This window comes from Burkholderia cenocepacia (genome assembly GCF_014211915.1).
GTDB lineage: Bacteria > Pseudomonadota > Gammaproteobacteria > Burkholderiales > Burkholderiaceae > Burkholderia > Burkholderia orbicola.
The window spans coordinates 1,202,139-1,216,067 of the sequence record NZ_CP060040.1; the positions used below are offsets into that span (position 1 = coordinate 1,202,139).

General features: G+C 65.9%; 12 protein-coding genes. 8 read left to right on the forward strand and 4 right to left on the reverse strand.

Annotation, left to right across the window (positions count from 1 at the left end; all coding sequences use genetic code 11):
- Positions 1 to 125: 125 nt before the first annotated feature.
- Positions 126 to 401 (reverse strand): hypothetical protein, encoded by a 276-nt coding sequence (locus SY91_RS21840; RefSeq protein WP_006478768.1) that lies wholly within the window; start codon positions 399 to 401, stop codon positions 126 to 128.
- Positions 402 to 574: 173 nt separating this feature from the next.
- The gene (locus SY91_RS35510) at positions 575 to 784 is read right to left on the reverse strand and encodes a hypothetical protein (protein WP_006478767.1); all 210 of its coding nucleotides are present in this window, start codon (positions 782 to 784) and stop codon (positions 575 to 577) included.
- Between the two features lie 477 nt (positions 785 to 1,261).
- On the opposite strand from SY91_RS35510, the gene SY91_RS21850 reads away from it, so the two are divergent.
- The 3 genes from SY91_RS21850 to SY91_RS21860 all read left to right on the forward strand — a co-directional run bounded on the left by SY91_RS21850 (position 1,262) and on the right by SY91_RS21860 (position 5,326).
- The gene (locus tag SY91_RS21850; protein ID WP_011547464.1) at positions 1,262 to 2,116 is read left to right on the forward strand and encodes a helix-turn-helix domain-containing protein; all 855 of its coding nucleotides are present in this window, start codon (positions 1,262 to 1,264) and stop codon (positions 2,114 to 2,116) included.
- 127 nt (positions 2,117 to 2,243) lie between these two features.
- Positions 2,244 to 3,917 (forward strand): ATP-dependent helicase, encoded by a 1,674-nt coding sequence (locus SY91_RS21855; protein WP_023475883.1) that lies wholly within the window; start codon positions 2,244 to 2,246, stop codon positions 3,915 to 3,917.
- Positions 3,918 to 3,994: 77 nt separating this feature from the next.
- Positions 3,995 to 5,326: a DUF6402 family protein gene (locus SY91_RS21860; RefSeq protein WP_260632488.1), complete on the forward strand. Its 1,332-nt coding sequence runs from the start codon at positions 3,995 to 3,997 to the stop codon at positions 5,324 to 5,326.
- 550 nt (positions 5,327 to 5,876) lie between these two features.
- On the opposite strand, the gene SY91_RS21865 is transcribed toward SY91_RS21860, so the two are convergent.
- Positions 5,877 to 7,436: a methyl-accepting chemotaxis protein gene (locus SY91_RS21865; RefSeq protein ID WP_006478764.1), complete on the reverse strand. Its 1,560-nt coding sequence runs from the start codon at positions 7,434 to 7,436 to the stop codon at positions 5,877 to 5,879.
- Positions 7,437 to 7,666: 230 nt separating this feature from the next.
- Between SY91_RS21865 and SY91_RS21870 the strand changes: the two genes are divergently transcribed.
- A complete protein-coding gene (locus SY91_RS21870; protein ID WP_023475886.1) occupies positions 7,667 to 9,190 on the forward strand; it encodes an MDR family MFS transporter in 1,524 nt (507 codons plus the stop codon).
- A gap of 64 nt (positions 9,191 to 9,254) precedes the next feature.
- On the opposite strand, the gene SY91_RS21875 is transcribed toward SY91_RS21870, so the two are convergent.
- On the reverse strand, positions 9,255 to 10,253 hold the full coding sequence (locus tag SY91_RS21875; protein WP_023475887.1) for a quinone oxidoreductase family protein: 999 nt from the start codon (positions 10,251 to 10,253) through the stop codon (positions 9,255 to 9,257).
- 131 nt (positions 10,254 to 10,384) lie between these two features.
- Between SY91_RS21875 and SY91_RS21880 the strand changes: the two genes are divergently transcribed.
- The 4 genes from SY91_RS21880 to SY91_RS21895 all read left to right on the forward strand — a co-directional run bounded on the left by SY91_RS21880 (position 10,385) and on the right by SY91_RS21895 (position 13,869).
- Positions 10,385 to 11,257, forward strand: coding sequence for a LysR family transcriptional regulator (locus SY91_RS21880; RefSeq protein ID WP_043887355.1), 873 nt, complete (start codon positions 10,385 to 10,387; stop codon positions 11,255 to 11,257).
- Between the two features lie 89 nt (positions 11,258 to 11,346).
- Entirely contained in the window at positions 11,347 to 11,907 is a 561-nt protein-coding gene (locus SY91_RS21885) for a GNAT family N-acetyltransferase (RefSeq protein ID WP_006478760.1), read from the forward strand.
- 9 nt (positions 11,908 to 11,916) lie between these two features.
- Complete coding sequence (locus tag SY91_RS21890; protein WP_006478759.1) at positions 11,917 to 12,765, forward strand: MerR family transcriptional regulator; 849 nt, start codon at positions 11,917 to 11,919, stop codon at positions 12,763 to 12,765.
- Between the two features lie 123 nt (positions 12,766 to 12,888).
- Entirely contained in the window at positions 12,889 to 13,869 is a 981-nt protein-coding gene (locus SY91_RS21895; protein WP_023475889.1) for a sulfonate ABC transporter substrate-binding protein, read from the forward strand.
- The last annotated feature ends 60 nt before the right edge of the window (positions 13,870 to 13,929 follow it).

A 13,929-nucleotide genomic window follows, 5' to 3' on the forward strand; every position in this document is an offset into this window, starting at 1 on the left:
CGGCGTAGCGCGCACGCGCAATCGATGCGCGTCGCGCTCGACCACGCCACGTCGAATGCTCGATCATCGCGCAACCATTCAGTCAGGACTTCGCGGTCTGCGCGGAGCGATCGCTGCACAAGCGCTCAGTGCGAATAGCGCGTTTGGGTGCCTGCCGTGCGGTCGAACGGCTGCAGCCTCGCAAGCTGCTCGATCGACATCGTGACGACTTCGAGAACATGCCGCGCGATTTCGTCGTCGGCCATGCCGGCGTTGACGTACTGCTCGATGCTCATCGTGCGGGGCGGGTAGCTGCCGGTTTCGTCATCGACGATGTCGATCCTGGCTGTCCGCCTCTCGGGCGACAGCACGATCTGGACAGTCTTGCCGTGAACGACGGTCTGCATGCACAAGGTGGACATTCGCGGTCTCCAATTGCGTTGCTTTCGGACGATCGATACCCCACAACGGGAGTCATCAATCTACAAATTTCCCGACGCATTCGCAATATTGAGGCAGCAATGCCGGCCGTTCGGCGCACTACACCGCCGCTCGGCCCGATGCCCGGATAGCACGGGCATCGGCACCCGCCGCGCTACGCATAGCGGCTCAACCACTCTTCGGAGAATTGTCTGGCGTACGCGACCGCTTCGGCTTCGGTGTCGAATTCACCCAGTTTGCGGAACGCAGCCTCGCGGCTGAAACCCACCTTCGTGACCTCGACCTGCGCGGCGTATTTGCCGGTCTCCGTCACGCGCGGCTCGCAGTTCATTTCGTATCCGCGCATCAAGAATGTCTTCTGCATCGGTTCAACACTTTTTTGAGACGGCGAAATCGTAGCACGCGGCTTGGCCGACGCCGAAAATGTAACTTCGTTGGTTTCACTAGAGGAAACCATCCATCGATCGTCCTGCAAAAATGGGCGGGATACGTCGGTCGGGGCATGGGGGTTCGCCCCGCGTTGGTGCATCGCGCGGCGATTACCTGCTGTCTCGTGCGGAATCGCATGCCGGTCCGTCGTCAATCCCATCCCGGTCCGTCGGAATGCGGACTTGAAGGCGTCGAACGCCCTGTCACGCGCCCGCGCCGCGGCAGATCGGACGTAACGTCATGACACACCTTTCACACAAACGCACCTTTCACAACACTGAATGACGACCATTTTGCGGTAAAGTTATCTTTTCCGTGCGTGGCCGGTCGGCTCGCCATTGGACGTCATGAAGACTGTCCGCCGAGACTGCCGCAAGGCGTCGTTCTGAACGTCACGATCCGTCCCCGTAGCATGACCACTGAAGCAATCACCACGGATTCCCTCGCGGTTGCCGAGCGCGTGCGCGAGCTGATGACCCGCAACGGCATCGGCAAGCGCCAGCAGACCACCGAGCTGTGCCGCATCCTCGATCTGAGTTTCTCGCAAGGCCACCGCAAACTGCGCGGCAGCAGCCCCTGGACGCTCGCGCAGATCAAGAAAGTCGCCGAAGCGTACGGCGAACCCGCCGCCCAGTTGTTCGGCGCGCAAACGCTCGACCCCGGCATGGTCGGCGCCTATTCCCAGGAAGCCGTCCTGTATGCGGGCGTCGCCGAGATTCCGTGCACCGCCTGGATCGGCGCGCCGCTCGAAGCCGGCGCGCGCCCCGAGTTCGTCGCGTACGAACAGAACGGCCGCTGGCGCGTGCTGCGCCATACCGGCGTGCTGTACCAGAACGCGTACGACGTGCACAAGATCGAGATCTATCCGCGCCGCGCGGAGAGCGACAAGCTCGTCGTCGCGGTGATCGACCCCGATCGCGTCAGCGCAACCGAGCTGTGCCGCTATCTCGAGCGGCAGGGTTTCGCGACGGCCGCGTTCGACGGCCTCGCGGCGTTCGTCGATGCGCTGCAGGGTCAGGCCTTCGACGCGGTCCTGACCGAATGGCTGTTCGACGACGGGACGGCCGCCACCGCGATCAAGGCCGTGCGCACGTCCGACAACCCGGGCGCGCCGATTTTCGTGCTGACGGGCGACCTGCTCACCGGCCGCGCGAGCGAGGCCGACATCAGCGAAGTGATCCGCGCGTTCGACGTGGTGTGCTACGAAAAACCCGCGCGCATGGCGATCCTCAGCGCCGATCTCGCGAAGCGGCTCACGCGCGGCTGACGTCCGCCGGGCCGGCCGCCCGAATCGCGAACGGCCAACCTCCGCGCCGCGCCGCGGGCATGAACGGGTTCCTCAGTACAATAGCCGCACCCGTTCACGCCCACGCCGGCATCCGCCGCCCGACGCCATGGCCCGCCTCATCCCCGACGACTGGAAAAGCCTCGCCGCGACCGGCGCGGCCGAACGCGAGCGCGAAACGCTCGCCGCGCTCGAACACGCGCTGCCCGACAGCTACACCGTGTATCACGGCGTCCACTGGACGCGCGCCGACCAGGCATTCTCGGTGTTCGGCGAAGCCGCGTTCGTCGTCGTGAGCCCGGCCGGGCGCGTGCTGCTGATCGAACAGAAGGCCGGCTTCCTGCGCGAGACCCCGAAAGGGCTCGTGAAGGTCTACCTGCAGAAGGAGCGCAATGTCCCGATCCAGCTCGCGCGCACGCAGGAGACGCTGCACCGGCGCCTCACGGCTGCGCTCGGCGCGGGCGTCTACGGCGTCGAGGCGTTGCTGTACTGCCCCGACTACTCGATCCGCGACGCGTCGATCGCCGGCGTCGCGCCCGACCGCATCGTCGATGCGTCGCGCAAGGCGCAGCTCGCGCAGGTGATCCGGCAGATCCTGCCCGAGGACGACGAGCACTTTCCGAACGCGCCGAAGCTCCACCATTTCCTCGCGGACGAACTCGCGCTCACGCCCGACACGAGCGCGCTCGTCGGGCAAGCCGGCACGCTCGTCACGCGGCTGTCGGGCGGGCTCGCCGCATGGGCGCGCCAGCTCGACTTCACGCCGTTCCGGCTGCGCGTCACCGGCACCGCGGGGTCGGGCAAGACCCAGCTCGCGGTACAGGTGATGCGCGATGCCGTCGCGGCCGGCCAGCGCGTGCTCTACGTCTGCTTCAACCGGCCGCTCGCCGACTACATCGCGCGCATCGCGCCGCCCGGCGCGAAGATCGCGAACTACCACCAGCTGTGCGACTGGGTCGCGCGCGACGGCGGCTATACGCCCGATTTCCAGGTGCCCGGCGAATTCGAACGGCTCGAGGCGCGCTTCGCGCAAGCGCCGATTCCCGAACGCTGGCGCTTCGACGTGCTGATCGTCGACGAAGGGCAGGATTTTCATGCGCCGTGGGCCGCCGCGCTGGAGCGGCTGCTGGCGCCGGACGGTGCATGGTGGTGGCTGGAAGATCCGCTGCAGAACCTGTATATGCGCGAACCCGTCGCGCTGCCCGGCTGGGTCACGTTGAAGGCGCTCACGAATTACCGCAGCCCGCGCGACCTGCTCGACTTCGTGCGCGACGTCGTCGGCCGGGTCGAGCCGCTCGCGGCCGAACTGCGCTCGGGCAGCCCGTTCGACGGTTCCGATCCGTCGGTGTCGGCCTACGGGGAAGAAGGCGCGTCGGGCGACGCACTGGCGCAAGCCTGCATCGACGCGACCAAGCGTGCGATCACGCAGGCGCTGTCGCTCGGTTTCCGCAAGCAGGACATCGCGGTGCTGTCGTACCGCGGCCGCGAAGGCTCGGTGCTCGCGCCGCTCGACCAGCTCGGCCCGCACCGGATCAAGCGCTTCACCGGCAAGTACGACCTGTTCGGCAACCCCGAGTATCGCGACGGCGATGTGCTGCTCGATTCGATCTACCGTTTCAAGGGTCAGTCGGCGCCGTGCGTGATCCTCACCGAAGTCGACTTCGACACGCTCGACGCGCGTGCCGCGCGCAAACTGTTCGTCGGCGCGACGCGCGCGACGATGAAGCTGCTGATCGTCGCGTCGTCGCGGGCGGCCGCGCAACTCGCGGACGCGGCGGATTGATGCGGCGGGCGGGCGCCTGCCCGCCAGGGGACGATCTCCGACATCGCGATTGCCGACACATTCGGGCACATTTCTCGATGCCAGAGGCCCTTGCCCACGCTCGTTTCGACCTGTTTCAGCAATACCTGACGGTTCGTCCGTTTGCAACTGGCTTTTACGATGCCAGGCCATTCGTTGCAAACGGAATAGTCCATGGCCGACGTGAAAAAACTGCCGTACTACAAACCCGAAAAGGGATTGTTCGGATCGGAGTTGAGGGCATACAAGGGTTCCCAAGGGTGCATTCCGCTCGATACGCAAAGGAGCGTATCGATCGACCGGCTCGCTCCGGGGAAAAGCCGCCGCCACCGCCTCCGAAAGTGATTTCCAGGCCTTCGGACGTCCCGAAGCCTCCTGCGCCACCTCAACCGCCGCCACAAACCGATCAGGCAAGAACCAAAGGACTGCCGACGCAGGCGGAATCGGAGGTCTGCGAAAACCCGCCGCCTTTCGATCTCCAGGACGTGCCGATTGCGATGGACAATCTGGGCTGGAAGGTTTCGGCTAGGCTCGCGCGAATCTGGTTTGCGGGCGCGGCGCATACCTACAATGACGATCCAACGTCAGATCAGCCGATGAATAACGATGACGTTACGCTTGACTGGGTGTTGAAATTCGGAAATGTCAGAAAAAAATACGAGAAACTTCTTGAGAATGATATCTACAGCGAACGCTCCATACGCACAGCAACAGATATCACGAAGTCATTTGTCAAGGAGCTATTTTTTGACAGAAACTCCGCGTTCACTTTTAACACCACCTCGCTCACAGGAAATTTTCATGAATTTCACAACAAATGGCAATTTCAACTATCCAAAATAGGAAATTTTGACACCCTTGAAAATCTTTCCCCAACAGATATCACAGGGGCATTGGCCAATTTCAACATTTACGTAGCCATCGGGAATGTTGAAATTTCCAGCGAAAAATATTTCAAATATGAAAAATCAAGCACATTTTATTGCCTGAATGCCACGGGAAAAATTACGCACATCTATGTTTACGTGAAAGACAACTACTCATTCAACGGAAAACAATATCTAGGTCACTGGAACACGCACGGAGTGATCATCGCTACAGGGGCGCTTCTCACCGGCTCAAGATCGCCAAAGCGAGAATTCGACATTGATATTTGGTCAAAAAATATCAACAAACCAGTCGACACCCGAAGAAGCAAGTTCGGAAAATTCAGAAGGCCCGACGTTTACTTTCCGATCTACAACGCGGACTACATCCGCTGGCGAGAGAGGCATCACAGAGGCAGAGATTTCATGATATATTCACGCCCAGTCTATTTAAAGCTAAAGAAACCAATCGATCTTGATCTTGGTGAGATATGCCGAATAGAGCCATCAGATACATTGGCCTAGCCATTGCCATTTATATATGCACAGGCTTAATCATTCATTTCAATCGCCCCATCTACGGACGATGTGACTTCTATGATCGCCCGGAGACATTGGATGGCGGCATAAAGAACATGAATGGCGTTTGGTACCAATTCAAACTGTGCGGCACCGGCGGGAACGATCAGGACGCGACCAATGACAACATCGAGCTAAGAGTTTTCAGTGAGGAGGGCGAGCTTCTTGCGAGGCGATATTTCTCCGTCAATTGGTATCACGGAGACAGCTTTCATCCACCCCTGAATTACGAGGGCAATCGGATTCGCTATATCGACTTGACTGACGAATCGAATTACCAAAAATATCTAATGATCCCCCCTCCAGGTGGGATTGGCTTCGCGCCAGATTGCCTTTGTTTTAACCCCAAGCCTTTGATTTATAAGAAACAAAGCCCTGCTAGCGGGGCCTTGTTCTTCAAAAAAACTGCTCGCGCGAATCAACGACGAGAGCATCGACCGACCCGTGAAACAGGTCGCATCAACCGACAGATTCGCAGCGAATCATCCCGCCCCGCTCAAACGACCCGAAACGCCCCCACTGCCCGACGCAACCCATCCGCCTGTTCCTCCAGCGACGCGGCAGCAGCAGCAGCCTGCTCGACGAGCGCCGCGTTCTGCTGCGACACCTGATCCATCTGCGACACCGCGCGGTTCACCTGCTCGATCCCGTCGCGCTGCTCGCTCGACGCGGCCGCGATCTCCGTCATGATGCCCGTCACGCGCCCGATCGCCTGCTGGATGTCCTGCATCGTCGTGCCGGCCATGCCGACGAGCCGCGAGCCGGTCGCGACACGTTCGACCGATTCGCCGATCAGCGTGCGGATTTCCTTCGCCGCGGACGCCGAGCGCTGTGCCAGCGTGCGCACCTCGCCCGCGACCACCGCGAAACCGCGGCCCTGCTCGCCCGCGCGCGCGGCTTCGACCGCCGCATTCAGCGCGAGGATGTTGGTCTGGAACGCGATGCCTTCGATCGTGCCGATGATGTCGGCGACCTTCTGCGAGCTCTGGTCGATTTCGTTCATCGTGCCGATCACCTCGCCCACGACCGTCGCGCCGCGCGTCGCGATCTCGCTCGCGCTGTCCGCGCAGGCCTGCGCCTCGAGCGCGTGGTCCGCGTTCTGCTTCACGGTCGCCGTCAGTTGCTCCATGCTCGCGGCCGTCTCCTGCAGCGCCGACGCCTGTTCCTCGGTGCGCTGCGACAGGTCGGTGTTGCCGGCCGCGATCTGGTGCGTCGCCGTCGAAATCGCTTCGGAGCCCTGGCTCACCTGGCGCACCGTATCCGCGAGGCTGCGCTGCATGCCCGTCACGCCCTTGACCAGTTCGGCCATCTCGTCGCGCGACGACCAGCGCACTTCCGACGTGAGGTCGCCGTCCGACAGCCGGCGGAAATGCGACAGCAGGCGATTCACCGGTTGCGTGATCGCGAAATGCAGGCCGATCGCGCAGCCGAGGCACGCGGCCAGCCCGAATGCGATGCCCGCGATCGCGCCCATGCGCATCCAGCCGTAATAGGTCTGCGCGGTGTCGTACACGTCCTTGCCGCGCGCGGCCTGGTACGCATCGAGCGCGTCGGTCGCCTGCGTGAGCGCGACCGACAGCGGCGGCGCGACGGTCATCAGCAAGCGGTCGGCTTCGTCGCGCCGCCCTTCGCGGATCGCATCGATCATCGGCTTCAGCGCCTGCCCGATCAGCGCCTGGCGCGCGGCATCGAGGCGGCTCGCGAGCGGGCCCTCGTCGCCGTCGTGCGGCATCGCCGCGTAGTTGCGCCATGCCGTGTCGGCCTTCGCGAGATAGCCCTCGGCCTTCTTCACGAGCTCGGGCACCTCCGGCGCTTCCGGATGCAGCAGCGCACGGTCGAGCGTGGTGCGCACGATCGTCAGGTTCAGACTCGCCGCGGACAGCGCGGTCTTCGCGGCCAGTTGCCGCGTATAGGCCTCGTCGAGGGCGCGGTTGGAACTCTGCATGCCGGCGAGGCCGATCAGCCCCGACACGACGAGCAGCACGGCGACGAGGCCGAGCGTGGAGAAGATCCGCGTACGGATGGAGAAACGGGAAAACAGGGCGTTCAGGTTCATGACGGCACGTGAGCGGTGAAAAGAGCCGCGGCAATCGGTCCGCGGCCCTCTCTATTACGGTTTGCCTGCAAGAAACTTGAGTTCGTCCCCGCTTTCCGGCTGATCGTGGTCAATTTTTCCGGCGGCAATCTCCCGTTACGACTGCAACATATCGAGTCTGGGCAGAAATTGACTAGTCAATCATTCATGGCTATATTTCGACCCAATTCCCTGCCATGGCAGATATCTCGATGACCACCGACACCCTCCTCACTCCGCCGGCCGCCGACGCGGCCCGCCGCGACGCGCCGACCGGGCTGATCGTCGCCGCGCTACTGCTCGTCATGCTGCTGTCCGCGCTCGACCAGACGATCGTGTCGACCGCGCTGCCGACGATCGTCGGCGAACTCGGCGGGCTCGGCGGGCTCGACCAGTTGTCGTGGGTCGTCACCGCGTACCTGCTGTCGTCCACCATCGTGCTGCCGCTGTACGGCAAGCTCGGCGACCTGTACGGCCGCAAGATCGTGCTGCAGGCGGCGATCGTGCTGTTCCTCGCCGGCTCCGCGCTGTGCGGCGTCGCGCAGGACATGACGCAGCTGATCGTGCTGCGCGCGCTGCAGGGGCTCGGCGGCGGCGGCCTGATGGTCGTCACGATGGCCGCGATCGGCGATCTGGTGCCGCCCGATCGCCGGGCGCGCTACCAGGGGATGTTCGGCGGCGTCTACGGCCTCGCGACGATCGTCGGGCCGCTGCTCGGCGGCTTCCTGGTCGAACACCTGTCGTGGCGCTGGATCTTCACGATCAACCTGCCGCTCGGCCTGCTCGCGCTCGCGGTGATCGGCATGGCGTTCCGGCCGCATACCGCGCACGTGAAGCACCGGATCGACTACATGGGCGCCGCGTTCCTCGCGACCGCCCTCACCTGCGTGATCCTGTTCACGAGCGAAGGCGGCTCGCTGCTGCCGTGGACGTCGCCCCAGCTTTGGATGACGCTCGTGCTCGGCCTCGTCGCGATCGGCGGCTTCATTTATGAAGAGCGCTTGGCGGCCGAACCGATCATGCCGCTCGACCTGTTCCGCCACCGCACCTTCGTGCTGGTCAGCCTGATCGGTTTCGTGGTCGGCATCGCGCTGTTCGGCTCGGTCACGTTCATCCCGCTCTACCTGCAGGTCGTGAAGGGCTCGACGCCGTCGCAGGCCGGCATGCAGCTGCTGCCGATGATGGGCGGGATGCTCGTCACGTCGATCGTCAGCGGGCGGCTGATCTCGCGGCTCGGCTCGTACCGAATGTTCCCGATCGCGGGGACGCTGACCGGCGGCGTCGCGATGGCGCTGCTGTCGACGCTGACGCTCGACACGCCGCTGCACACGATGTACGCGTACATGGCGCTGCTCGGGATCGGCCTCGGCATGGTGATGCCCGTGCTGACGCTCGCCGTGCAGAACACGGTCGAATTCCGGCACATGGGGGTGGCGACGTCGGGCGCGACGCTGTTCCGCTCGATCGGCGGCTCGCTCGGCGTCGCCGCGTTCGGCGCGCTGTTCTCGCACGGGCTGCAGTCGCGGATGACGCATGCGCTGCCGGCCGGCACGGAATTGCCGCCCGCGCTCGGCCCGGCCGCCGTGCATCAGTTGCCGGATGCCGTGCGCGACGCGTACCTGCATGCGTTCGCCGGGTCGCTGCACGTCGTGTATCTGTCGGCCGCGGCGGTCATCGCGATCGCGTTCGTGCTCGCGTGGTTCGTCGAGGATGCGCCACTGCGCAAGCACCCCTGAGCGAGCGGCGGCTCGCGACACGACCGTCGGATCGAGCCGCGTCGCGAGTCGCCCGCTCCCGCCGTCACGCCAGCAGCACGACACCGCCCGTCGTCGCGCGCGACTCCAGCAACCGGTGCGCGTCGGCCGCCTGTTCGAGCCGCAGCCGCGCGCCGATCTCGACGTGCATGCCGCCCGCCAGCCGGTCGAGCGTCGCACGCGCGGCGTCCCGATATGCATCGACGTCGCGCGCGATGAAACCGAGCACGCTCGGCCGCGCAAGCGCGATCGAACGGGCCGGACCCAACTCGTCGAGATCGAACGTCTGCCGCGCGCCGATCGCCGCCACCTGCCCGATGCTCGCGACCATACCGAACGGACGAACCGCCCCGAGCGTACGGGTCAGCACGTCGCCGCCGATTCCGTCGATCGCGTAGTCGACGCCCGCCCCGCCGCCGAACGCCCGCGCGGCTGCAACGAAATCCTCCTCGCGATAATCGACCACCGCTTCGGCGCCGTGCGCGCGCACGAGCGCGGCTTTCGCCGCCGATCCGACCGTGCCGATCACCCGCGCGCCGAGCGCACGCGCCCACTGCGTCGCGAGCAGCCCGACGCCGCCGGCCGCCGCGTGCACGAGCACCGTATCGCCGGCGCCGACCTGCCGCACGCGATGCATCAGCATGTAAACGGTGATCCCCTTCAGCAGCCCGGCGGCGGCGGCTTCGTCGCTCAGCCCGTTGGGGACCGGCAGCACGCGCTCGGCCGACATCGTGCGCAGGCTCGCATAGCTGCCGGTCGGCAGGCCGGCATAGGCGACGCGCTGACCGGGCACGAACTCCGTCACGCCCGGCCCGACCGCGTCGATCACGCCGGCCGCCTCGACGCCGAGCGCGTCCGGCAGCGCGGGCAACGCGTGCGCGCCCGTCCTGAAATAGATGTCGACGAAATTCACCCCGATCGCGGTCTGGCGAATACGCACTTCGCCGGCCCCGGGTAACCCAACGGGCGCATCGACGCGGCGCAGCACGCCGGCGTCGCCGTAACGGTCGATGCCGATCCGGATGGCGTTGGCAGTTTGGGTCATGACGTTCCTCGCTATCGAATGAAGTGACACGATGATCCCATCGTGCATAATCGAACGGAATTCACGTTTAACGCCCATTTACTGTGCAAAATTCGACTGATCACGATTCTGCCGGCGCCCCCGCGCTGCCGATGAGCTGGGACGACATCCGCTACTTTCTGGCGGTGATGCGCGGCGGCAGCCTGTCGGCCGCCGCGCGAGCGCTGCAGGTCCAGCATTCGACGGTCGCGCGGCGCATCGATGCGCTGGAGTCGGCGCTGGGAATCCGGCTGTTCGACCGGCTGCCGCGCGGCTGGCCGCCAACCGACGAAGGGTTGCACCTCGCCGAGCACGCCGCGCGCCTCGAAGCCGACGCGCATGCGTTCGCGCGCGCCGCGCAAGGCGCGGCCGCGCTCGACGGCGTGGTGCGCGTATCGGCGTCACCGGTGTTCGCCAGCCATTTCCTCGCGCCGCGCCTGGCCCGTGCACAGCGCGCGTGGCCGGCGCTGCGGATCGACCTGATGGGCGAAATGCATGCGGCCAACCTGTATGCGCGCGAAGCCGACCTCGCGGTGCGGCTGTCGCGGCCGAGCGAACCGGGGCTCGCCGCGCGCCGGCTCGGCACGATGCGCTTCGCGCTGTGCGCGGCACCGGAATGGGCGGACGCGCCGCCCGACACCTGGCCGTTCGTCGGCTACGACGACGCGCTCGCGCAAACGCCGCAGCAGCAATGGCTCGAACGCGTCGCGGCCGGGCGCCGTTTTGCGTTCATCGCCAACGACCTCGCCGCGCAGCATCGCGCGTGCGCAGCCGGGGCCGGCGTCGCGCTGCTGCCGCGGTTTCTCGTCGACGATCCGGCCGCACACGCCGGCGCCCCGCTCGTCGAACTGACGGCCGCGCCGCGTTGCGACATCGAGCGCGAAATCTGGCTCGTCGTTCATCCGGACGTGCGCCGGTCGCCGCGCGTGCAGCGCGTCGCCGACGCGATCGCCGATGCGGTTCATGCGGCGGACGGCCGGCTGTAAGCCGCCGCAACCGTCGAAATCGCCAACGGCTTTGCCACGCGCGTCGGCGGCCGGCATAGTAGCGTTTTGACTTCGCCCGCCCTGCCGCCATGTCTACCGCTCCCACCTGCGTCGTGCGCGACGCGACCGACGCCGACCTCGATGCGATCCACGCGATCTATGCACACCACGTTCACCACAGCGTCGCGTCGTTCGAGGAAACGCCGCCCGATGTCGCCGAACTGCGCGCCCGCCGCGACGCGGTGCTCAACCACGGGCTGCCGTATCTCGTCGCCGAATGGGACGGCCGCGTGGCCGGCTACGCGTACGCGACGCCCTACCGCACGCGCAGCGCGTACCGCTTCGCGATCGAGGATTCGATCTACATCGACGACGCGCAGCGCGGCCGCGGCATCGGCCGCGCGCTGCTCGAGGCGCTGATCGCGCGCTGCGAAGGCGGCCCGTGGCGGCAGATGATCGCGGTGATCGCCGACGGCGGCACCGGCGGCTCGACGTCGCTGCATCGTGCGTTCGGCTTCGAACCGGCCGGCCTGCTGAAAGCGGTCGGCTTCAAGCACGGCCGCTGGATCGACACGGCGCTGCTGCAGCGCCCGCTCGGCGACGGCGCGAACACGCGCCCCGCCTCGCCCGAGCCTGCCGCCGCGCGCTAGAATGGCCGCATGTCAAAACAGACTCATTCCACGCCCGACGAGGCCACGCCGGATTCCCGCAACGAGTACACGGTCGACGAACTCGCGCGCGTGTCCGACACCACCGTGCGCAACGTCCGCGCCTACCAGGATCGCGGGCTGCTGGCGCCGCCGGAGAAACGCGGGCGCGTCGGCATCTACGACGACACGCACGTCGCGCGCCTGAAGCTGATCAACCATCTGCTCGCGCGCGGCTACACGCTGTCGAACATCCAGGACCTGATCAAGGCGATCGACGAAGGCCACGACCTGCGCTCGATCCTCGGCCTCGAAAACGCGATCGGCGGCCGCTGGTCACACGAGCTGCCGAAAACCTATTCGCTCGCGCAACTCGCGCAGATGTTCGGCCCGCAAGCGACCACGCAACTGTCGCGCGTGACCGAACTCGGGCTGCTCGAACGGCGCGGCCTGTCGTTCGTCGCGAAAAGCCCCGCGCTGCTCGAGGCGGCGGCCGCGATGACGAAGGAAGGGATTCCGCCGCGCGAGCTGCTCGACGTGATCAGCCTCGCGCGGCCGCATTTCGACGCGATCGCGCGGCTGCTCGTCGATCTCGTCGTGAAGCGGCTCGACCGCTACGACGCCGGCACGCTGCCGCCGGCCACCGACGTGCCCGAACTGGTCGACGCGATCTGGCGGCTGCGCCCGCTCGCGGCCGTGTTCGTCGAAGGCGAGACGAACCGCGCGCTCGAAACCGCGGCCGGCGCGTATCTCGGCGGCCGGGTCGCGACGATCCTCGACAAAAAGCTCAGCGACGAAGCCGCGCGGCAGTCCGGCGCGCCGGATACGTCCGATCCGGCAGGCCACGACGACAAAGCATAGGGCCGACGCCGTCATATCCATATCGGCAATGCTTCGTTTGCGGGCACGATCGCCCATGCGACGATTCTTCCAACCGAGCGGCACCGGCCGCTCTCCGAAGATGCCTCGCATGGAGTTCATTCGATGATTCGTTTCACCCGCTGGTTCACCCGCGCCGCCGCCGTCTCGCTGGTCGCCTTGTCCGCCGCGTCGGCGTTCGCGCAAGGCGGCGCCGACAAGATCGTGCGCATCGGTTATCAAAAGGCCGGCCTGCTGTCGATCGTCAAGGCGCAAGGCGCGCTCGAAGCGCGGCTCAAGCCGCTCGGCTATGGCGTCCAGTGGTTCGAATTCCCGGCCGGCCCGCAACTGCTCGAAGCACTGAACGCGAACAGCATCGACTTCGGCTACACGGGCGCGCCGCCGCCCGTGTTCGCGCAGGCGGCCGGCGTGCAGTTCGTCTATGTCGGCGCGGAACCGCCGGCGCCGCACAACGAAGCCGTGTTCGTGAAGGCCGATTCGCCGATCCGGACGGTGGCCGGCCTGCGCGGCAAGAAGGTCGCGCTGCAGAAAGGCTCGAGCGCGAACTACCTGCTGCTCGAGGCGCTGAAGAAGGCCGGCGTGCGCTATGACGAAATCCAGCCGGTCTATCTCCCGCCGGCCGACGCGCGCGCCGCGTTCGAAAGCGGCAACGTCGATGCGTGGGCGGTTTGGGACCCGTACTACGCGGCCGCGCAGAGCGCGCTGAAGGTGCGCATGTTGTCCGACTACACGGGGCTCGCGGCGACCAACAATTTCTACGAGGCGACGCGGAGTTTCGCGCAACAGCATCCCGACGTGGTCGGCGCGATCCTGAAACAGGCACGCGAAACGGGCCAGTGGGTCAACGGGCATCCGGCCGACACGGCCGCGCTGCTGGCGCCGAAGGTCGGGTTGCCGCAGGCGCTCGTCGAGACGTGGATCAAGCGCGTGCCGTTCGGCGCGGTGCCGCTCGACGAGCGCATCGTCGCCGCGCAGCAAGGTGTGGCCGATGCGTTCTACGCGGCGAAGCTGATTCCGCAGAAGCTGAGCGTGGCCGACAACGCCTGGGTCGACAAGAACGTCGCGAGTGCGCTGGCGGCGAAGTAATACGCGCGGCACCCTCCCTCAGCGGGCCGGCCGGGCGCGATGCCCCGCCGGCCGCTTTCA